General features: G+C 41.1%; 23 protein-coding genes and 2 tRNA genes. 15 read left to right on the forward strand and 10 right to left on the reverse strand.

Going from position 1 to position 19626, the window contains the following annotated elements:
• Positions 1 to 169 precede the first annotated feature (169 nt).
• The gene (locus AACH28_RS21680; RefSeq protein WP_120336224.1) at positions 170 to 961 is read left to right on the forward strand and encodes an SDR family oxidoreductase; all 792 of its coding nucleotides are present in this window, start codon (positions 170 to 172) and stop codon (positions 959 to 961) included.
• A gap of 215 nt (positions 962 to 1176) precedes the next feature.
• On the opposite strand, the gene AACH28_RS21685 is transcribed toward AACH28_RS21680, so the two are convergent.
• Together AACH28_RS21685 and AACH28_RS21690 are read right to left on the reverse strand one after the other, a co-directional pair.
• The gene (locus tag AACH28_RS21685; RefSeq protein ID WP_313262116.1) at positions 1177 to 2160 is read right to left on the reverse strand and encodes a transposase; all 984 of its coding nucleotides are present in this window, start codon (positions 2158 to 2160) and stop codon (positions 1177 to 1179) included.
• Positions 2153 to 2506 carry a transposase gene (locus tag AACH28_RS21690; protein ID WP_286767917.1) on the reverse strand — a complete coding sequence of 118 codons (354 nt, stop codon included), beginning with the start codon at positions 2504 to 2506 and terminating at the stop codon, positions 2153 to 2155. The genes AACH28_RS21685 and AACH28_RS21690 overlap by 8 nt, the downstream gene beginning before the upstream one ends.
• Before the next feature lie 126 nt (positions 2507 to 2632).
• Here AACH28_RS21690 and AACH28_RS21695 point away from each other — a divergent pair, with 126 nt between their 5' ends.
• The 9 genes from AACH28_RS21695 (at position 2633) to AACH28_RS21735 (ending at position 8088) form a co-directional block, all read left to right on the forward strand.
• Positions 2633 to 2998 (forward strand): hypothetical protein, encoded by a 366-nt coding sequence (locus tag AACH28_RS21695; protein WP_341831484.1) that lies wholly within the window; start codon positions 2633 to 2635, stop codon positions 2996 to 2998.
• A 115-nt stretch (positions 2999 to 3113) separates the two neighbouring features.
• Positions 3114 to 3662 (forward strand): transposase, encoded by a 549-nt coding sequence (locus AACH28_RS21700; protein ID WP_341831485.1) that lies wholly within the window; start codon positions 3114 to 3116, stop codon positions 3660 to 3662.
• Between the two features lie 44 nt (positions 3663 to 3706).
• A complete protein-coding gene (locus AACH28_RS21705) occupies positions 3707 to 4036 on the forward strand; it encodes a transposase (protein WP_115049898.1) in 330 nt (109 codons plus the stop codon).
• On the forward strand, positions 4033 to 4899 hold the full coding sequence (locus AACH28_RS21710) for an IS3 family transposase (protein WP_341833135.1): 867 nt from the start codon (positions 4033 to 4035) through the stop codon (positions 4897 to 4899). Before AACH28_RS21705 ends, AACH28_RS21710 begins: the two co-directional genes overlap by 4 nt.
• Positions 4900 to 4909: 10 nt before the next feature.
• Entirely contained in the window at positions 4910 to 5230 is a 321-nt protein-coding gene (locus AACH28_RS21715) for a transposase (RefSeq protein ID WP_341833136.1), read from the forward strand.
• 30 nt (positions 5231 to 5260) lie between these two features.
• Complete coding sequence (locus AACH28_RS21720) at positions 5261 to 5626, forward strand: transposase (RefSeq protein ID WP_149525777.1); 366 nt, start codon at positions 5261 to 5263, stop codon at positions 5624 to 5626.
• A 115-nt stretch (positions 5627 to 5741) separates the two neighbouring features.
• On the forward strand, positions 5742 to 6590 hold the full coding sequence (locus AACH28_RS21725) for a transposase (protein ID WP_341831486.1): 849 nt from the start codon (positions 5742 to 5744) through the stop codon (positions 6588 to 6590).
• A 168-nt stretch (positions 6591 to 6758) separates the two neighbouring features.
• Entirely contained in the window at positions 6759 to 7124 is a 366-nt protein-coding gene (locus AACH28_RS21730) for a transposase (protein WP_149525777.1), read from the forward strand.
• A gap of 115 nt (positions 7125 to 7239) precedes the next feature.
• The gene (locus AACH28_RS21735) at positions 7240 to 8088 is read left to right on the forward strand and encodes a transposase (protein WP_341831486.1); all 849 of its coding nucleotides are present in this window, start codon (positions 7240 to 7242) and stop codon (positions 8086 to 8088) included.
• Positions 8089 to 8231: 143 nt separating this feature from the next.
• Here AACH28_RS21735 and AACH28_RS21740 read toward each other — a convergent pair.
• A tRNA-Phe gene (locus AACH28_RS21740) sits at positions 8232 to 8304 on the reverse strand.
• 42 nt (positions 8305 to 8346) lie between these two features.
• A tRNA-Phe gene (locus AACH28_RS21745) sits at positions 8347 to 8419 on the reverse strand.
• Between the two features lie 188 nt (positions 8420 to 8607).
• Between AACH28_RS21745 and mnmA the strand changes: the two genes are divergently transcribed.
• Both mnmA and AACH28_RS21755 read left to right on the forward strand, forming a co-directional pair.
• A complete protein-coding gene (gene mnmA / locus AACH28_RS21750) occupies positions 8608 to 9699 on the forward strand; it encodes a tRNA 2-thiouridine(34) synthase MnmA (RefSeq protein ID WP_313262122.1) in 1092 nt (363 codons plus the stop codon).
• Between the two features lie 188 nt (positions 9700 to 9887).
• Complete coding sequence (locus AACH28_RS21755) at positions 9888 to 10952, forward strand: PA0069 family radical SAM protein (RefSeq protein WP_341831487.1); 1065 nt, start codon at positions 9888 to 9890, stop codon at positions 10950 to 10952.
• Between the two features lie 126 nt (positions 10953 to 11078).
• Here the strand turns inward: AACH28_RS21755 and AACH28_RS21760 are convergent, their stop codons facing one another.
• The 4 genes from AACH28_RS21760 to AACH28_RS21775 all read right to left on the reverse strand — a co-directional run bounded on the left by AACH28_RS21760 (position 11079) and on the right by AACH28_RS21775 (position 15392).
• Positions 11079 to 12497 (reverse strand): amino acid permease, encoded by a 1419-nt coding sequence (locus AACH28_RS21760; RefSeq protein WP_286775091.1) that lies wholly within the window; start codon positions 12495 to 12497, stop codon positions 11079 to 11081.
• 385 nt (positions 12498 to 12882) lie between these two features.
• Positions 12883 to 13044 (reverse strand): FeoB-associated Cys-rich membrane protein, encoded by a 162-nt coding sequence (locus AACH28_RS21765; protein WP_075993917.1) that lies wholly within the window; start codon positions 13042 to 13044, stop codon positions 12883 to 12885.
• Positions 13045 to 13050: 6 nt separating this feature from the next.
• Positions 13051 to 15153 carry a ferrous iron transport protein B gene (gene feoB / locus AACH28_RS21770; RefSeq protein ID WP_341831488.1) on the reverse strand — a complete coding sequence of 701 codons (2103 nt, stop codon included), beginning with the start codon at positions 15151 to 15153 and terminating at the stop codon, positions 13051 to 13053.
• Complete coding sequence (locus tag AACH28_RS21775) at positions 15153 to 15392, reverse strand: FeoA family protein (RefSeq protein ID WP_286775093.1); 240 nt, start codon at positions 15390 to 15392, stop codon at positions 15153 to 15155. Before AACH28_RS21775 ends, feoB begins: the two co-directional genes overlap by 1 nt.
• A 128-nt stretch (positions 15393 to 15520) precedes the next feature.
• On the opposite strand from AACH28_RS21775, the gene AACH28_RS21780 reads away from it, so the two are divergent.
• Positions 15521 to 15970 carry a MarR family winged helix-turn-helix transcriptional regulator gene (locus AACH28_RS21780; protein WP_075993915.1) on the forward strand — a complete coding sequence of 150 codons (450 nt, stop codon included), beginning with the start codon at positions 15521 to 15523 and terminating at the stop codon, positions 15968 to 15970.
• A gap of 5 nt (positions 15971 to 15975) precedes the next feature.
• On the opposite strand, the gene AACH28_RS21785 is transcribed toward AACH28_RS21780, so the two are convergent.
• Together AACH28_RS21785 and AACH28_RS21790 are read right to left on the reverse strand one after the other, a co-directional pair.
• Positions 15976 to 16785 carry a ZIP family metal transporter gene (locus AACH28_RS21785; RefSeq protein WP_075993914.1) on the reverse strand — a complete coding sequence of 270 codons (810 nt, stop codon included), beginning with the start codon at positions 16783 to 16785 and terminating at the stop codon, positions 15976 to 15978.
• Complete coding sequence (locus AACH28_RS21790; protein ID WP_075993913.1) at positions 16785 to 17366, reverse strand: phosphatase PAP2 family protein; 582 nt, start codon at positions 17364 to 17366, stop codon at positions 16785 to 16787. The genes AACH28_RS21785 and AACH28_RS21790 overlap by 1 nt, the downstream gene beginning before the upstream one ends.
• Before the next feature lie 200 nt (positions 17367 to 17566).
• Between AACH28_RS21790 and glmM the strand changes: the two genes are divergently transcribed.
• Together glmM and AACH28_RS21800 are read left to right on the forward strand one after the other, a co-directional pair.
• On the forward strand, positions 17567 to 18949 hold the full coding sequence (gene glmM / locus AACH28_RS21795) for a phosphoglucosamine mutase (RefSeq protein WP_120336231.1): 1383 nt from the start codon (positions 17567 to 17569) through the stop codon (positions 18947 to 18949).
• A gap of 88 nt (positions 18950 to 19037) precedes the next feature.
• Positions 19038 to 19625, forward strand: coding sequence for a nuclear transport factor 2 family protein (locus AACH28_RS21800; protein WP_286833617.1), 588 nt, complete (start codon positions 19038 to 19040; stop codon positions 19623 to 19625).
• Position 19626 lies beyond the last annotated feature (1 nt).

Consider the following 19626-nt stretch of genomic DNA (forward strand, 5'->3'; position numbering starts at 1 on the left):
CAGCATGTTATGAAAGGGAAAAATAGCATGCTGAAGTTTTTTATTGGCCATGAAGCCGGATAAATGGGCTGAATAAAGTCAATATAAAATTAATCAATAACCAGAGAACGAGTTCATTGTTGCGATTGTTAATCACAATCAATGAAACAAACCATTCAATAAAAGTATTATGGATCTTCATTTAAGAGATAAAGTTGTTATTGTTACCGGCGGAGCAAAAGGAATCGGGCGGGCCGTAGTTCATGCCTTAGCTAAAGAACAGGCTATTCCGGTCATTGTTGGTCGTAAACAGGCGGATAATGAAAAAGTCAAGGAAGAAATCAAGCAATTTGGTGTGGATGCACTCTGTATTGAAGCAGAGTTATCTAAACCCGAAGATTGTGAACGAGCAGTCCAAAAAACATTGGAAGTATATGGCCGTATCGATGGTTTGGTGAATAATGCTGGGCAAAATGATGGTGTCGGATTAGCATCCGGTAATTATGAAAAATTTGTTGCTTCGCTGCACAAGAACTTAATTCACTACTATCTGATGGCACATCACGCCTTGGATGCATTGAAAGCTTCTAAGGGCAGTATTGTGAATATTTCGTCCAAAACTGGCGAAACAGGACAGGGGAATACCTCGGCTTATGCGGCATCCAATGGCGGGCGTAATGCGCTTACACGCGAGTGGGCTGTAGAATTGTTGCCTTATTCGATTCGTGTAAATGCCATTATCGTGGCAGAATGTGCCACTCCGCAATACGATACCTGGATTCAAACCTTATCAAATCCGGAGGAGACCTTGAAGAAAATTACGGATCGCATTCCATTGGAGCATCGCATGACGACAGCAGAAGAAATCGCCGATACAACAGTCTTTTTGCTGTCTAACAAGTCAAGTCATACAACTGGCCAATTGATACATGTGGACGGTGGCTATGTGCATCTGGATCGCTCTATTATTGCTGAATCGTAGCAGAGCAGCGATTGGATTTTGGAAAATAAACTTGTGTGGTTTTGAGGTCACAACTCCGGTTCATTTCCAAAATCCATGAGCGTTTTTTGATATTGCCCTTCAATCAATGAAAACATCGCCCATCGAAATCGAGTAGTAGGGATATGGTACATGTTCTACACAGCAGAGGTGAAGGGGAAGTTGGATCATACCGAAAGTTTGGGGGGTAATCATTTTTAAGCATACAATTTCATCACTCTGTACAGGAAGAATGTTGTATCCCTTACTCCACGGAAGACGCTCCTGAAAGCTTTGAGTTTTGCATTGAAGGACTTTGCGGATGCATTGGTGCTTCTATTGTCGAAGTAGTGGAGAATGTATTGATGATGTGCTGCAATGGATCTTGCGACACTCTCGAATGAAGCAATACCCGCGTTCTCAACCTGGTTGTGCCACAGTCCTAACTTTGTGAAAGCAACTTTTTTATCCCTGCATTTATTGAAGATGTCACCTAAGGCAACTCCAAGATCATAAGCCTGTTTTAGCTTGGGAAACCTAATGAACAGCAGTTCTGCACGGCGTTTTTGGCTTTCCGACCATCGACTTGGATGCTTGAACAGGAGGTGTCTCGACCTAGCTAATAGCTGTTTGAGCGTATCACCATTAGGCAACAACTCGGGGTCATATGGGATACCCCGTTTTCGCGATTCCATTATTTTTTTGCTTTCTGCATCTAAGACTTCCCATCGGTATTTGATACGGAGTTCCTGAACAGCATCATAAGCAAGTTTTTGTACATGAAACCGATCGATAACCCTTCTGGCATTTCTGAAACACCTACGGATAGCCTTTGCCATATTGGGGGCCATATCCATCGTTACTTCCCTAACTTTGTTCCTTAGTTTAAGTGGAATGCGCTCTAATACAGCAATAATATCTTCCGCCTTTGTCCCTCTTATGGTAGCCAATATGGTTCCCTTCCTGCCCTTTGCTGATTTACTGCTTACGATCGTGTAAAGTTCACCGTTGCTAAAGCTGGTCTCATCGATGCTCAGGTGTTCCGATATGTTATCAGGAAAAAGGGTCCATTGCTCTGCGTGTGGCTTTTGGTCCCAGTCCTGGAAGTCACTGAGATGGTTCTTGTATTGATCCTGTAGTTGCTTACCGTCCATTTGGAAGAACAGACCTACCAATTGGGCGCTTACAGGATGATTATCCAAATATCTTCTTTAAAAAAAGCCCGAATTCCGTAGTCATTCGAGCACCCTCACGCACCAGATTCCAATCTCTTGTGATGATCTCTCCGGTATCCAGGACCGTCCAGCGACGACGGCGGATATGTAGCGTAACTTTCTGGCCTCGAATGGGAAAGTCTGAAATCTCAGTGGAAGGCATGAAGCCCTTTGACTCCAACTTGCTGTTCTGATAGCCTGTCGGAGCAATATTAAGCTCATCTAAATAAATGTGGAGCTGATTGTCAACCTGATCGACTTCTAAAATCTGAAAGTATTCCAATAGCCCTTCGGGCATCAATAGGGACAGTAATTTACGTTCGGCTTCTTGCAAGGGATATCTGTATTAAGGATGCTAAACTAAGAAATTTTTGACATTCCCCCCAAGAATTGGATCATGTACAAAAGTTGTGGAGGGGATAAAAAATAATTAGATATTTGTGCTTTGATATTTATACAGATGCACGAATCTTTCAACGCGTTAATGCCCTTAATTATTCCCGAAGGAGTTTCCGATTATTTTGAGATGCCCCACTATTCCAAAGAAGAAAAAAGACTGGATATCTTTCTGGAGGAACTCAATAATACACCTGAAGAATATCAAGGCCAGAAGTTGATTTCCAAGGGGTTTTTCGAACCCGTTACCCTTCAAGATTTTCCTATCCGTGGCATGCAGGTCTATCTTCATGTCAAGCGCCGCAGGTGGCTCAACCAGGATACCGATAAAGTAGTCTACAGAAATTGGGAACTAGTAGCCAAAGGGACGCGCATCACACAGGATTTCGCAGCTTTTTTAAAAGGTATCAGCGGACAACCAGGCTCATAGCATTCAGACCATCAGTTCATTCTATGGGATATCAGCCAGTAAACTAAGGAGATACTACCGCAATAAACTGAGCGGTTTCCAGGATTGGGAGCATCGCGAAAATGCGCGAGATGGATTGACCTTCCCACAGAATGTCAGCGGCCATCTTTCTATTGACGAGACCTGCCTATCCCATGGCGAGCTCTATACCGTTGTCACCAATAAAGAAGCACGGGGCAAAAAAGGGACCATTGTAGCCATACTGAACGGGACAAAATCAGAGAACATTATCCCGATCCTTCAAAAGATCCCACAGAGATTACGAAATAAAGTTCAAGAGATAACGCTTGATTTAGCCGGTAATATGGGATTGATAGCCAAAAGATGCTTTCCCAATGCTGTTCAGGTAATAGACCGTTTCCATGTTCAGCAACTTGCTAACGAAGCGCTTCAGGAAATAAGGATAAAGCACCGCTGGCAGGCCATTGACGATGAAAATCAAGCAATTGACCAAGCACGAAAGAATAAGGAAACCTATTTTCCGGAAGTCCTATCCAACAGTGAAACCATCAAACAGTTACTTGCAAGAAGCCGATACCTGCTTTATAAAAGTGAACATAAATGGACTTACGAGCAAAGAGAAAGGGCTGCTGGAGTTGCTACATTTGACCGGAGACTTTTTTAAAGGAAAAATTTACAACTAAAAGAGTTAACAATTAAATTTGAGGCATGGGTAAGCGACCACGTTTTTTTGATTCAGAATTTAAAATCATGGCAGTAGAACTGTCGTACGCAAAAGGGACAGCAGCATCAGCAGCGAAAGAGCTGGGTATAAATGAGTCTATGCTGGGTAAGTGGCGAAGGGATTCCAGGTTCAATTCACGTATTGATGAGTTGAATCTGAGAATTGATCTCAATTCCAGTGACACTAGCAGGAATCTAGAACAGGAAAACAAGTTGTTGAGAAAGGCATTAAAAGATGCCACAATTGAAAGAGATATTTTAAAAAAGGCCATCAGCATCTTCTCCAAGGGAGACCGGAACGATATAGATTTATAGCAGATCATAAGGATAATTTTTCGGTTGGGAAGATGTGCAAAGTAATGCAAGTGAGCAGTAGCGGTTATTATGATTGGCAGAATAGAGATCAGGATATCTCCAAAATCAAAGCAAGGAAAGACCTTCTAAAAAAAATAAAGGCCAGCTATGACTCCAGTGACAGTACATATGGCAGTCCAAGGATTACCAAGGATCTACAACGACAGGGTATACAGATTTCACGCCCATGTGTAGCGCGGATAATGAGAAAGGAAGGTATCCAGAGTATCATCCGCAAGAAATGGAAGATATCAACAACAGATTCGAAACATAAATTCCCGGTATGTGATAATATTCTGAACAGGGACTTTCATGCCGATCAGATAGGCACTAAATGGGTAAGCGATATTACTTATCTGAAAACAGGTGAGGGTTGGTTATATCTCACAGCTGTAATGGATCTCGCTGATAGAAAAATTATTGGATGGACACTTAGTGAAGGAATGTCAGCAGAGCAAACCTCTCTTGCGGCATTAGAGAGGGCTCTAAAAGCCAGAAAAGTAGAAAATGGTTTAATATTTCATTCAGATAGAGGTGTTCAGTATGCGTGCAATGACTTTAAAGACAAGTTAAAAGCATTAAAGATCGATGTTGTTCAAAGTATGAGCAGAAAGGGTAACTGTTGGGACAATAGTGCAATGGAAAGCTTTTTCAAAACGGCTAAAAGTGAAAAATTCAACCGTTACAACTTTAAAACCAGGCAAGAGGCTAAGTTATGTGTGTTTAGGTATATTGAGGGTTGGTATAATAAAGGCAGATTACATTCAGCAATTGGGTATAAGACACCTGGTGAGCTAGAATTGGAAATGGAAAAAGCTGCTTAAAAAGTCTCCGATTTACTATTGCAATTCCACTGCTGTACTCTTTGAGCGATATCCCGATATTGAAAAGGCGTACAGGCTATCCCAAGAACTCTCTTGGATATTCAACACCACCATAGATAAGATCTACGCCTTTACAAGGTTGGCAAAATGGGCGGATAAAGTGGAACAGGCCGGCTTCAAGTCATTCAACACCGTCTCCAGAACCATAAATATCCATCACAAAAAAATATTGAACTACTTCGACAACAAGAGTACAAATGCTTCAGCAGAATCTTTCAATGCAAAGATAAAAGGGATCATGTACAAAAGTTGTGGAGGGGATAAAAAATAATTAGATATTTGTGCTTTGATATTTATACAGATGCACGAATCTTTTAACGCGTTAATGCCCTTAATTATTCCCGAAGGAGTTTCCGATTATTTTGAGATGACCCACTATTCCAAAGAAGAAAAAAGACTGGATATCTTTCTGGAGGAACTCAATAATACACCTGAAGAATATCAAGGCCAGAAGTTGATTTCCAAGGGGTTTTTCGAACCCGTTACCCTTCAAGATTTTCCTATCCGTGGCATGCAGGTCTATCTTCATGTCAAGCGCCGCAGGTGGCTCAACCAGGATACCGATAAAGTAGTCTACAGAAATTGGGAACTAGTAGCCAAAGGGACGCGCATCACACAGGATTTCGCAGCTTTTTTAAAAGGTATCAGCGGACAACCAGGCTCATAGCATTCAGACCATCAGTTCATTCTATGGGATATCAGCCAGTAAACTAAGGAGATACTACCGCAATAAACTGAGCGGTTTCCAGGATTGGGAGCATCGCGAAAATGCGCGAGATGGATTGACCTTCCCACAGAATGTCAGCGGCCATCTTTCTATTGACGAGACCTGCCTATCCCATGGCGAGCTCTATACCGTTGTCACCAATAAAGAAGCACGGGGCAAAAAAGGGACCATTGTAGCCATACTGAACGGGACAAAATCAGAGAACATTATCCCGATCCTTCAAAAGATCCCACAGAGATTACGAAATAAAGTTCAAGAGATAACGCTTGATTTAGCCGGTAATATGGGATTGATAGCCAAAAGATGCTTTCCCAATGCTGTTCAGGTAATAGACCGTTTCCATGTTCAGCAACTTGCTAACGAAGCGCTTCAGGAAATAAGGATAAAGCACCGCTGGCAGGCCATTGACGATGAAAATCAGGCAATTGACCAAGCACGAAAGAATAAGGAAACCTATTTTCCGGAAGTCCTATCCAACAGTGAAACCATCAAACAGTTACTTGCAAGAAGCCGATACCTGCTTTATAAAAGTGAACATAAATGGACTTACGAGCAAAGAGAAAGGGCTGCTGTACTCTTTGAGCGATATCCCGATATTGAAAAGGCGTACAGGCTATCCCAAGAACTCTCTTGGATATTCAACACCACCATAGATAAGATCTACGCCTTTACAAGGTTGGCAAAATGGGCGGATAAAGTGGAACAGGCCGGCTTCAAGTCATTCAACACCGTCTCCAGAACCATAAATATCCATCACAAAAAAATATTGAACTACTTCGACAACAAGAGTACAAATGCTTCAGCAGAATCTTTCAATGCAAAGATAAAAGCTTTCAGAAGTCAGTTTAGAGGTGTAGGTGACATCAATTTCTTCCTGTTCAGATTGACCAAATTATTTGCGTAGTCCACAGGTTTTGAAACTGATCCGATAAAAGCTTTCAGAAGTCAGTTTAGAGGTGTAGGTGACATCAATTTCTTCCTGTTCAGATTGACCAAATTATTTGGGATCATGTACAAAAGTTGTGGAGGGGATAAAAAATAATTAGATATTTGTGCTTTGATATTTATACAGATGCACGAATCTTTTAACGCGTTAATGCCCTTAATTATTCCCGAAGGAGTTTCCGATTATTTTGAGATGACCCACTATTCCAAAGAAGAAAAAAGACTGGATATCTTTCTGGAGGAACTCAATAATACACCTGAAGAATATCAAGGCCAGAAGTTGATTTCCAAGGGGTTTTTCGAACCCGTTACCCTTCAAGATTTTCCTATCCGTGGCATGCAGGTCTATCTTCATGTCAAGCGCCGCAGGTGGCTCAACCAGGATACCGATAAAGTAGTCTACAGAAATTGGGAACTAGTAGCCAAAGGGACGCGCATCACACAGGATTTCGCAGCTTTTTTAAAAGGTATCAGCGGACAACCAGGCTCATAGCATTCAGACCATCAGTTCATTCTATGGGATATCAGCCAGTAAACTAAGGAGATACTACCGCAATAAACTGAGCGGTTTCCAGGATTGGGAGCATCGCGAAAATGCGCGAGATGGATTGACCTTCCCACAGAATGTCAGCGGCCATCTTTCTATTGACGAGACCTGCCTATCCCATGGCGAGCTCTATACCGTTGTCACCAATAAAGAAGCACGGGGCAAAAAAGGGACCATTGTAGCCATACTGAACGGGACAAAATCAGAGAACATTATCCCGATCCTTCAAAAGATCCCACAGAGATTACGAAATAAAGTTCAAGAGATAACGCTTGATTTAGCCGGTAATATGGGATTGATAGCCAAAAGATGCTTTCCCAATGCTGTTCAGGTAATAGACCGTTTCCATGTTCAGCAACTTGCTAACGAAGCGCTTCAGGAAATAAGGATAAAGCACCGCTGGCAGGCCATTGACGATGAAAATCAAGCAATTGACCAAGCACGAAAGAATAAGGAAACCTATTTTCCGGAAGTCCTATCCAACAGTGAAACCATCAAACAGTTACTTGCAAGAAGCCGATACCTGCTTTATAAAAGTGAACATAAATGGACTTACGAGCAAAGAGAAAGGGCTGCTGTACTCTTTGAGCGATATCCCGATATTGAAAAGGCGTACAGGCTATCCCAAGAACTCTCTTGGATATTCAACACCACCATAGATAAGATCTACGCCTTTACAAGGTTGGCAAAATGGGCGGATAAAGTGGAACAGGCCGGCTTCAAGTCATTCAACACCGTCTCCAGAACCATAAATATCCATCACAAAAAAATATTGAACTACTTCGACAACAAGAGTACAAATGCTTCAGCAGAATCTTTCAATGCAAAGATAAAAGCTTTCAGAAGTCAGTTTAGAGGTGTAGGTGACATCAATTTCTTCCTGTTCAGATTGACCAAATTATTTGCGTAGTCCACAGGTTTTGAAACTGATCCATTATTTGCGTAGTCCACAGGTTTTGAAACTGATCCCAAGAATTCAGCTTGATCCGGAAGTTGTATGAAATGCAGTTAGCTAAAACAAAAAAAGCCTGTTCAATGAACAAGCTTTTTTTGTGGTGCCACCTGGGTTCGAACCAGGGACACAAGGATTTTCAGTCCTTTGCTCTACCAGCTGAGCTATGGCACCAGTTGACCTTTTATTTAAATCTGTGATCATCAGATTGAAGCGTGGTGCCACCTGGGTTCGAACCAGGGACACAAGGATTTTCAGTCCTTTGCTCTACCAGCTGAGCTATGGCACCGCTTTTCTGCTATGGGTTTGTTCCCCTATTGCGATGCAAATATAGTCCGATAATTTGAATTCTAAAACTTTTATGCAGATTATTTTCGTACTTTTTTCGAACGTGTTGATTTTGATCGAGATAAAATTACAAGAAACTAACATATAGGAAAAGGAATAAGCTGTATCTTTGCATTTCAATAATTAGAGATGAGTAAAAGAGGAAGAGTTTTAGTTGCAATGAGTGGAGGGGTAGATAGCTCCGTTGCTTCTGTCATGCTCCACGAACAAGGATATGAAGTTATCGGTATCACGATGAAGACATGGGATTATGCATCCGCAGGTGGTTCGTCGAAAGAGACCGGATGTTGTAGCCTTGATAGTATCAATGACGCTCGTACATTAGCCGTAAACTATGGTTTCCCTCATTATATATTAGATATACGTGATGAGTTTGGAGATTTTGTGATTGATAATTTTGTAGAAGAATATATTGCTGGACGCACGCCTAACCCATGCGTATTGTGTAATACCCACATCAAATGGGAGGCTTTAATGAAACGTGCTGACAAATTGGACTGTGAATTTATCGCTACCGGGCACTATGCCAATATCCGTATGCACGACAATGGTCGCTATGTGATATCAAAAGGTAAGGATGAAAATAAAGATCAATCTTACGTTCTGTGGGGCGTGTCTCAAGAAAACCTTGCGCGGACGCAGTTCCCTTTAGGATCTTTCACGAAAAAGGAAATTCGTCAGATGGCTTTGGATATGGGGCAAACAGAATTGGCCAATAAGTCTGAAAGTTATGAAATCTGTTTCGTTCCTGACAACGACTACCGTGCGTTTTTGAGACATAAGGTGCCAACATTGGATCAACAAATTGGTCCGGGGAATTTTATCCTTTCCGATGGTACCGTCGTCGGTAAACATATTGGCTATCCTTATTTCACCATCGGTCAACGTAAAGGCTTAGGTATTGCCTTGGGTAAACCGATGTTTGTGATCGAAATCCTTCCAGAAAGTAATACGGTGGTATTGGGTGAAGAACACGAACTTGAAAAGTCACATGCCTATGTTCGCAATGTGAACTTTGTGAAATATGCAGGACTGGATCAACCGATGGAAGCAATTTCAAAGGTACGTTATAAAGATTCTGGTGCTTTGTCGACCATCTCCCAAGAAGGCGATAAAGTGCGCATTGATTTTGTACACAATGTGAAGGGTATTGCTCCTGGACAATCGGCCGTTTTTTATGAAGGCAATGATCTACTCGGTGGTGGTTTCTTAATGAAATAAGAAGAAGCTGGACTGAGATCTAGCATAAGAATTTTAATCCCTATCCTGTAACGACAGTGTAGGGATTTTTTGTTTGGTTTAAAATGCGATTTATTTGGGCTTCAAACTCGAGAATATTCGCTTTGGGCCTTTGGGAAAATTAAGAGATCCAAATTTGTTTTTACTAATAATTTTAGTAATTTTAACTTATGAATTCGTCAGAATATTTTAAGGGTAGAGGGGCGCAGACCAATCTCAATAACAAATTTTTTTCTAACCAATACGTGCAGGAGCATGTTGAAGGGCTGGATGAGGAGTTTTTGGGGGCCGAAAAAACACAATTTATTCCGACTCATCCAAAATCCATTATTTCCAAGTCAAATAGTCCGGATCTCCGTTTTGAAAGATCCATTAATCCCTATCAGGGCTGTGAACATGGGTGTATTTACTGTTATGCGCGCAATTCGCATGAGTATTGGGGTTTTAGTGCAGGATTGGATTTTGAGCGTAAGATCCTGGTAAAACATAATGCGGCTCAGCTTCTCGAACAGGAGTTTAGAAAATCGAGCTATCAGCCCGATTTGATTATGCTTTCCGGCAATACAGACTGTTATCAACCTATTGAACGAAAGCTGGGTATCACACGTTCACTTTTAGAATTGATGGTCAAATACCAGCATCCGGTCTCTATCATCAGCAAAAATGTACTGATGCGGCGGGATTTTGATCTTTTGCGTGAGCTTGCTGCACGCAATCTGGTTTCCGTTGCAGTAACCATCAATTCGTTGCGCGAGGAGGTACGTCAGAAAATGGAACCCCGTACTGCAACGGCATCGGCCCGGTTGAAACTGATTGAGGGATTGGCAGGGATTGGTGTACCCGTCATGCTGATGATGGCACCCATCGTTCCGGGGATCAATAGTGATGAGATTTCAGATCTGATTCGTTCGGGAGCAGATGCGGGCGCAATTACAGCCTCTTATACCATCGTGCGGCTCAATGGACAGATCGGTGGTATCTTTAAGGATTGGCTCTATCAGAACTACCCTGACCGTGCTGAGAAGGTATTACATTGGATTGAAGCCTGTCATGGTGGAAAAATTAACGATACCGATTTCGGGCGGAGGATAAAAGGGGATGGTCATATGGCCGAGAGTTTACAGCATTTATTCAAGCTTTCTGTCAAGAAATATATGAATAATGGGACGCTCCCATCCTTGAGAAGGGATCTTTTTCGCTTACCCGATGCAGGCACACAGCTGGGATTGTTTTAGATGGTTGGAGCGATAATGATGAATTTGCTATTCTCGAGGAGGAATACCCGCTTTAAATTTTAGCAAAAAAGCCTTACTCATGCAATGAATCAGGCTTTTTTATTGATAAGATCGAGGTTCTGTGAACTAAGATTTCTTTCTTTTGATCAAAATATAACTCACATAGAGTAATATAAGCCAAACAGGGATCAATTCTACCGGAAGTTTCATTCCTGTTATCCACATGATGCCAAGTACAGCGATCAAAAAGATCAGACAGATATAATTACTTAGGGGATATAGAAAGGATGGGAACTTGGTCCGCAAGTGGGCATCGAGTTTATTTTTTCTGAAATACAAATGTGTAATGGAAATCATGACCCAGTTTATAATCAGTGAAGATACCACAAGCGACATCAAGATCTCCAAGGCATTTTTCGGCGCAATATAGTTGATAAATACACAGATCGCAGCGAAAAGTGCCGAGACCAAAATTGCGTTAATAGGCGCATGATTCTTGTTGAGTTTCGAAAGAAAACGAGGGGCATTCCCCTGTTCTGCCAGTCCATATAGCATTCTGCTGTTGCTGTACACACTGCTATTATATACTGATAATGCGGCGGTAAGGACAATGAGATTTAGCGCATTTGCGATAATTTTTGTGAAATAGAAAGTCTTTCCAAAGAGGGTAAATTCAAATCCATTAAGTTTGTCAAATACCAGTACAAAGGGACTTGTATCGGCGGTGATATTCGTCCACGGTGTCAAAGAGAAAAGAATAATGAGTGCACCTACATAAAAGATCAAGATCCGATAGATCACCTGGTTGGTCGCTTTGGGGATGTTCTTTTCGGGATGTTCGGCTTCTGCAGCAGTAATACCAACCAACTCTAGACCACCGAAAGAAAACATAATCAATGCCATGGCCGAAAGGAGACCTTCAAAATTGCCATCCGATGTTTCGTTAAACCAGCCTTTTGGAAAAAAACCGCCATGTGAAGTCAGGTTGCTGAGACTTGCCTGCTCACCTCCAGTACCGCTTACCAGTAAATATACGCCAAAAACAATCATTGCGATGATCGCAATAACCTTAATAATGGAAAACCAAAATTCCGTCTCGCCATAAATTTTGACAGAGGCAAGATTAAGGGCGTTGATTGCAAAGAAGAAAAATAAACTTGATGCCCATAGGGGTATTTCAGGCCACCAAAACTGCACATAAACACCTATTGCTGTGAGTTCGGCCATGCTCACCAAGATATACAGGACCCAATAGTTCCAGCCCGAAGCATAACCTGCAAAAGAACCCCAATATTTATTGGCGAAGTAGCTAAAACTTCCTGAAACAGGTTCTTCAACGACCATCTCGCCCAATTGGCGCATAATAAAAAAAGCAATAATTCCAGCGAAAGCATAGCCGAGTATAACTGCCGGCCCAGCCAGTGTGGCAGCCTTTCCGATACCTAGAAATAAGCCTGTACCAATTGCACCACCCAGGGCAATTAATTGAATATGTCTATTTTGAAGTCCTCTTTTTAATTCTTCCTTATTGTTCTGTTTCTCCATGTGTATGGTTAATACGGTTACTAGTCTGTTTTGACCGATCCTTGGCAGGGGAAACCTGTGAAGACTTTACTCCTTACCAGAATCGAATTGGTCAAAATTGCTGCCGCTGTATGATGTGCCGACGAATAACGTGGCTCCCAGTGCATCTTTTGCCCTAAGCGCATAAAGTTAATAAAACACTTAGGTATTTGTGCACATTCTGTTGTGCTTTTAATGTATTTCGTTGTTTTTTTATAAACAATGGCCGGAGCCATGTTTTTGGCTAAGAAATAGAAAGCGCCGTAATTTGGAAATACGGCGCTTTATGAATTAGTAGCTAGTGTGATTTTTGGCCACTCTAGCTAATAACGAAATCTTATTTGCAAATGCTACTCAAAAAGATAAATTAATTTGCTTTTTGTGTTTTTTCTACGCTGCAGTCGCATCCACAGCCTTTCGAGCAGCTCGACTTGCCCTTTAATGATTTTCGGACATTTTTAACGACATACCATACAGCCGCCAAAACGAGAATTCCTACGATGAGATATTGTACTGTTAAATTATCCATAGCTTTTTATTTTAAAAGTTGATAAGCAATTAAGGCACTGAAATAGGCCAAACCTGTCATGAAACCAAGCTGTATTAAAGTCCATTTCCATGAGCCTGTTTCCCTTTTTACTGCCGCAATTGTACTCATACATTGCATAGCAAAAGCATAGAACAGTAATAAGGATATACCGGAAGCTAAATTGTAAGCCGGTAAACCGGTATTCCGGTTAATTTCGCTTTTCATTTTGCCTAATACCGTTGTTTTAGATGCTTCATCTTCGATATCCACTTCATCACCAAGGCTATATACTGTTGCCATTGTGCCCACAAACACTTCACGGGCAGCAAAGGAAGAAATGAGACCTATGCCCATCTTCCAGTCATAGCCCAATGGTTTAACAACAGGTTCAATAGCCATGCCAAGATAACCAAGGAAGGAGTGTTCCAGACGATATGATGAAACTTCATGCTCCAAATCTGCTTCGGACAGGTTGGGGCTATTTTTTGTTACATATTCTTCTGCTTGGCTAAATTTGTCGTTTGGACCAAAACTACCTAATGCCCAGAGTATAACAGAAATGGCTAAAATAATTTTACCTGCGCCGAAGACAAAGCTTGATGCTTTTTCCCAGACATTTAAGGCTACATTTTTCCAATCCGGAGTCTTATAGGTGGGGAGTTCAAAGATGAGAAATGATTTGTGTTTTGATTTGATGACTTTGGTCAGGATAATCGCGGATAGCAAAGCTGCGAATATGCCAAGCAGGTACATCACAAACAATACAATCCCTTGTATTTGAAATCCTCCTAATTTCGTGTCCGGTATCACCAGTCCGATCAGAACGATATAAATAGGGAGACGCGCTGAGCAGGTCATAAAAGGTGTTACCAGAATAGTGACCAGTCTTTCTTTGCTATTTTCGATGTTACGCGCAGACATGACCGCAGGAACAGCACAGGCTACGCCCGAAATCAATGGAATCACTGATTTTCCATTTAGACCAAAGGGACGCAGCCAGCGGTCCATCAGGAAAACAACACGGCTCATATAGCCCGTTTCTTCCATGATCGAGATAAAGATGTATAAAATAACAATCTGTGGAATGAAGATTACAATTCCGCCAATACCTTTGATAATACCATTGCTGAGCAAGTCGGTTAACGGCCCTGCTGGCAATGCTGTTTGTATATAGGCTGCAAGATCACCAAATAAACCGTCGATAAAATCCATGGCTGGTCCAGACCAGGTATAAATTGCCTGGAAGATTAAAAAGAGGATGCCAAAGAAGATGACGTAACCAAAGATTGGGTGAAGCAGGATGCTATCAATCGTATTGGTCTTGTTTTTATTCGAGGATTCATCCTTTACATAAATTTCGGCAAGGCTGCTATCTAGGGATTTACTGCGCAATATGGCTTCGTCTTTTTGCAGCTTCTCGGCCCGCAATTGATATTTTTCACGGATTTGCTGGATAGCCTGATTTTTTTCTTTCGATAAAAAGGATACTTCGCCTTTGGCTAGGTATTGCCAGGTGTGGTATTCCGTATCTAATGGGAAAAGACGTTTAGTTTCCTCTAATGCCGCATCAGCTTCCGTTGGTAGACTGAATTTGCTGATATACATGGGCGGAACAGCATCAAAGTTTTTGATCAGCTGATCGATACCTTGCCCCGTACGCGCATTGGTTTCGTATACTTTTGTATTTAATAGGTGTTCAAGTTTCTGAACATCGATTGTAATTCCCTTTTCTTTGGCTTCATCGATCATATTGATGACAAAGATGGCCGGCAGGCCGAGCTCCCGGGCTTGTTGATAAAGAATAATAGACCGTTTTAGGTTCGTAGGTTCAGCGACGACAACGACGAGGTTTGGTCTGAAACTACTTTCTTTATTGACTAAAGTGTTGAAAACAACTTCTTCGTCCAATGAACTTGGGAACAGGGTATATGTGCCCGGTAAGTCAATAATACGATAAACTTTGTTGTTGGCTTTAACTTGCCCCTCACGTTTTTCGACCGTAATACCGGGATAATTTCCTACTTTCTGATTTAATTTTGTAATCCGGTTAAATAGCGATGTTTTACCCACATTTGGATTACCCAAAAGTGCAATAATCGGGTTATTCATTATTTCTGATCAATAAGGATGACTTTGGCTTCTGATTTGCGGATAGCAATTAAGGCGTTATTAGCATTAATATTTAGACATATAGGACCGTCCAAAGGTGCGATATGTTTCACCTCTACTTCAGTACCGGGAATAAACCCCAATTCGAAAAATTTAGCTGGAATTTCGTGTGAATCAAAATCTATAATTACCGCTTTTTCCCCTTTTTTTAGCTTATCTAAGCTAGTTCTATTACGCATTTGCCTGTTTTTTTGAATTCTTCAAATATACAGAATTTCTACCATTTAGAATGATTCTAATGTCATAGTTATGTATTTAGTAAAAAACAGCTATCTTTACTATTCAGAACGATTAATTATCAACCAGAATGAAGATTGAGGACGAAATCAAAGTAAGTAAATTCAGCAATGAATGGCATCGTTGTACGGTAAATATTCTTTACACGTACAATTGGATTAACAATGAGCTTGAACAGCGTGCTGCCAAAGAAGGAATCACTTTGAAACAGTTTAATGTCTTGCGCATATTGAGGGGCCAATATCCCAAGCCTGCAACCAATAATCTGATTAAATCAAGAATGTTGAGTACTACCCCGGACATCTCGCGTATGATTGATCGCATGGTTTCCAAAGAATTGGTTTCACGTTGTCAATCGGGTGGTGATAAAAGGGCAGTGGATTTGGTTATCACTGAGAAGGGCCTCGAGATTCTTAAGAGTTTAGATGAGGATATGTTGATGAAGGATCTTTTACCCGATCGAATTAGCGAAGAAGAGGCAATGACTTTAAGTGCACTGTTGGATAAACTTCGCGGCTAAAGAAATTAATGCGCATGGTCATGATGTTCATGATCATGCGGTTGTTGATGCTGATCGTGCCCATGATCATGTTCTCCGACAAATAAGAAACTTCCGAGTGCAATAGCAACACCGGCTATCACAGCAATCATTTTCTTTTTATTGAATTTATGATGGTCAATTGAGCCCGATTCAAAAAGTATCGTTGTCGATATGTGCAAGAAGATACCAATAACCACGGCCATGATTTTATCAAAATATTGCTGGATATTGCCTACTTCACCTGCACTGATGGCTTTGCTCAGCAAAAAGCCAAAAGGGGTCATTGCTGCAAATAAAGCTAGTGTAATGAGGATGGTGTTTTTCTTTAAATGCGTGCTTATTAGAATACTTCCCAATGCAAATGCCGCCGGAATGTGGTGGATGGATATGCCTAGTGCAAGTTCAGTCTGATGTGTTGCCGCGAGTGGCATGCCTTCAAGGAAAGCATGAAGACATAGACTGAACATAATACCTATTGGAAAACGATGATTGTGGTGGTCGTGATCATTGTCGGTATGGATATGGCCATGCTCGATCCCTTGGGAGAACTGTTCAAGAAAGAGCTGGAAAAGAAATCCAGCAAGCACATAAATACCCAATACCTCAGGTGAAGTATTGTTAGACTGATAGACATGCGGAATGAGGTGCAGTACCGTAATAGAGAATAAATAGGCTCCACTGAAAGAAAGGATGAGTTTAAGGAAACTGGTTCCTTTCTTTTGTACAAAAAATACAGCAATTCCACTTGCAAATGCAGGTATGAATAAAATTAAAATCAATAAAATTGAATTCATTATACGTGTTCAGTTTTAAAAAAGCTAGGCACAAACCGTTTGAATAAGTAGCCTGTTGCCAATCCAACCAGGATACCTAAGGCTGAACCACAGAGGACATCAAACGGGTAATGGACACCAACATAAATTTGAGAGACTGAAATTAGGGTTGCCCAGGTAATACAAAGCCAAAGCACATGTTTCCATCTTCTCCGGAAAAGTACAATCCAGAAAAAAGCAAGGGAAAAATGATTGGCCGCATGAGAGGAGGTAAAGCTAAAGCCGGAGCCGCATCGCACCCGGATGTTGACATTTTCTTTAAACTCCACGTCGTTACACGGTCTAATCCTTTTTACAGTCTTTTTGATCAAATGAGATGATATACCATCGGAAATTCCGAAGGTAACCAAGGTCATGGCAACAATTAGAATTCCCGTTTTTCCATAGGTCTTTATGAAAAATATGATCAGAAATAAATACAAGGGGGCCCAGGTATATGGATTGCGTAGTATAGGCAATAACCAATCAAACACGGGGTTACTCAAGCCCTGATTAATGGCCAGAAAAATCTCTTGATCGATGTGTACTAATTGTTGAATCATAAATGTTGTTGATGACAATGAAATTCCTAAACTTTAAAAACTCACTTTTCAAAAGTAAAAATAATTTCATTGCAAACGGTTGTTTCTTTTAAAAACAACTTTGTTGCAACAAATATACGTTAAATATTCCTTAATTATAATTTTAATTCGATATTTTATTGCCATTGTGCTAAATTTACACGTTACTCAATTCAAAAGAAATGACTTTAATTAAATCAATATCAGGAATACGAGGTACGATAGGCGGGCGTGCTGGAGAGGCACTTACCCCAATAGATATCGTTAAGTTTACAGCTGCTTATGGCAAAATAATTGTTAAGCAGAGTGGTATCAAAAAAATTGTTGTTGGAAGAGATGCGCGTGTTTCTGGTGAGATGGTAAGTAATTTGGTGATTGGTACCTTGCAAAGCATCGGTGTTGATGTGGTTGATTTAGGTCTTTCAACAACGCCAACGGTAGAGATCGCTGTACCTATGGAAAAAGCTGCTGGTGGTATTATTTTGACTGCTTCACACAATCCAGGTCAATGGAATGCGCTAAAGTTACTGAATGCAAAGGGCGAATTTATTTCAGATGCCGAAGGGCAAGAGGTATTGGCCCTTGGTGAATCCTTAGACTTTGATTTTTCCGAAGTTGAAGCATTAGGACAGGTTCATAAAGACTATTCATATTTACAGAAACATGTAGACGCTGTATTAGCGTTGGAATATGTTGATAAGGAAGCTATTAAAGCCGCTAATTTTAAAGTTGCTTTGGATGCCGTAAACAGTACAGGTGGTACATTTATACCTGCCTTATTGGATGCGCTTGGTGTGCAGACAATCTATAAAATCCATTGTGAGCCGAATGGTCAGTTTCCGCATAATCCCGAACCATTAAAAGAGAATTTGACAGATCTATCAGCTGCGGTTATTGAAAACAAAGCTGATTTAGGGATTGCTGTAGATCCAGATGTAGATCGATTGGTCTTTATGATGGAGGATGGTGAGTTATTTGGTGAAGAATATACCTTAGTGGCCGTAGCAGATTATTTATTGCAGCATAAAAAAGGAAATACAGTTTCTAATTTATCTTCTACACGCGCACTGCGTGATGTGACTAAAGCACATGGTGGCGAATATTATGCCGCTGCTGTTGGTGAAGTCAACGTGGTTACAAAGATGAAGGAAGTGGATGCGGTAATTGGCGGAGAAGGAAATGGCGGTGTTATCTATCCTGCATCTCACTATGGCCGTGATGCACTGGTAGGGGTAGCGATCTTCTTGACACATCTGGCTAAACTTGGTAAAAAAGCCTCCGAATACCGCGCCTCTTTACCGCAGTACTTTATGTCAAAAAACAAGATTACACTGACTCCGGAATTGGACATTGACAACTTATTGGCCAAAATGGAGGAAAAATATAAAAATGAAGACCATTCAACAATCGATGGATTGAAAATAGACTTTGAAAATGAATGGGTTCATTTACGTAAATCGAATACCGAACCGATTATTCGGATTTACTCGGAGGGACCTACGCCTGAAGCTGCTGAGCAGATCGCGCAGAAGATTATCCGCGAAATTGAAGAAATAATTAAATAAAGATAAAAAGCTGCCTATGCAGCTTTTTGTTTTAAGACTGATCTCATCGGAAGAGGATTGTCTTAGCTATTACGAAGTTTTATAATGTATGATTAGAAAGATCATTTTAGGTACGTATTGTTTTCTTAGTTTAATTTTATTTGTCTTTCCGACAAGTGCCCAGCAGCCTATGGACGAAATCAATGGGCTACTGGATCGTTGGCACAAAACTTCGGGTGAGGTAAAGTATGGTCCATTTTTGAATGTTATTGCTTCAGATGGCGTTATTTTGGGTACTGATCATGATGAAAGGTGGGATAAAGCCCATGCGGAGAAGTTCAGCGATCAATATTTCAATCCCAAAAATGCCTGGACTTACACCTATGACAAGCGGCATATCAGCTTTAATGCCGATAGCACGACGGCCTGGTTTGATGAAACGTTTAAGATCAATACCAAGTCCTTTCGTGGCGTGGGCGTATTAAGTAAGCAGGACAATGAATGGAAGCTTCGTCAATACAGCATGTCCATGTCGGCACCTTATGCGGATGTGAAAGCGGCCGTAGGTGGAAAGGCAGGTCAGAAAATTCACAGTAACCTGTTATTGGTGATGGTGCTGTTTTTCTTTATGGCTATGTTATTTGTGCTGAGCCAACGCCTCAAGATCTCTTACCCCATTCTGTTGGTTATTGGCTGAC

This window comes from Sphingobacterium thalpophilum, assembly GCF_038396785.1.
GTDB classification, from domain to species: Bacteria; Bacteroidota; Bacteroidia; order Sphingobacteriales; family Sphingobacteriaceae; genus Sphingobacterium; species Sphingobacterium thalpophilum_A.

Excerpts from the sequence above, each read along its gene's own strand:
- AACH28_RS21680 (WP_120336224.1), top strand. The coding sequence starts at position 170 with ATGGATCTTCATTTAAGAGATAAAGTTGTTATTGTTACCGGCGGAGCA.
- AACH28_RS21695 (WP_341831484.1), top strand. The coding sequence starts at position 2,633 with ATGCACGAATCTTTCAACGCGTTAATGCCCTTAATTATTCCCGAAGGA.
- AACH28_RS21705 (WP_115049898.1), top strand. The coding sequence starts at position 3,707 with ATGGGTAAGCGACCACGTTTTTTTGATTCAGAATTTAAAATCATGGCA.
- AACH28_RS21720 (WP_149525777.1), top strand. The coding sequence starts at position 5,261 with ATGCACGAATCTTTTAACGCGTTAATGCCCTTAATTATTCCCGAAGGA.
- AACH28_RS21730 (WP_149525777.1), top strand. The coding sequence starts at position 6,759 with ATGCACGAATCTTTTAACGCGTTAATGCCCTTAATTATTCCCGAAGGA.
- mnmA (WP_313262122.1), top strand. The coding sequence starts at position 8,608 with ATGAGTAAAAGAGGAAGAGTTTTAGTTGCAATGAGTGGAGGGGTAGAT.
- AACH28_RS21755 (WP_341831487.1), top strand. The coding sequence starts at position 9,888 with ATGAATTCGTCAGAATATTTTAAGGGTAGAGGGGCGCAGACCAATCTC.
- AACH28_RS21760 (WP_286775091.1), bottom strand. The coding sequence starts at position 12,497 with ATGGAGAAACAGAACAATAAGGAAGAATTAAAAAGAGGACTTCAAAAT.
- AACH28_RS21765 (WP_075993917.1), bottom strand. The coding sequence starts at position 13,044 with ATGGATAATTTAACAGTACAATATCTCATCGTAGGAATTCTCGTTTTG.
- feoB (WP_341831488.1), bottom strand. The coding sequence starts at position 15,153 with ATGAATAACCCGATTATTGCACTTTTGGGTAATCCAAATGTGGGTAAA.
- AACH28_RS21775 (WP_286775093.1), bottom strand. The coding sequence starts at position 15,392 with ATGCGTAATAGAACTAGCTTAGATAAGCTAAAAAAAGGGGAAAAAGCG.
- AACH28_RS21780 (WP_075993915.1), top strand. The coding sequence starts at position 15,521 with ATGAAGATTGAGGACGAAATCAAAGTAAGTAAATTCAGCAATGAATGG.
- AACH28_RS21785 (WP_075993914.1), bottom strand. The coding sequence starts at position 16,785 with ATGAATTCAATTTTATTGATTTTAATTTTATTCATACCTGCATTTGCA.
- AACH28_RS21790 (WP_075993913.1), bottom strand. The coding sequence starts at position 17,366 with ATGATTCAACAATTAGTACACATCGATCAAGAGATTTTTCTGGCCATT.
- glmM (WP_120336231.1), top strand. The coding sequence starts at position 17,567 with ATGACTTTAATTAAATCAATATCAGGAATACGAGGTACGATAGGCGGG.
- AACH28_RS21800 (WP_286833617.1), top strand. The coding sequence starts at position 19,038 with ATGATTAGAAAGATCATTTTAGGTACGTATTGTTTTCTTAGTTTAATT.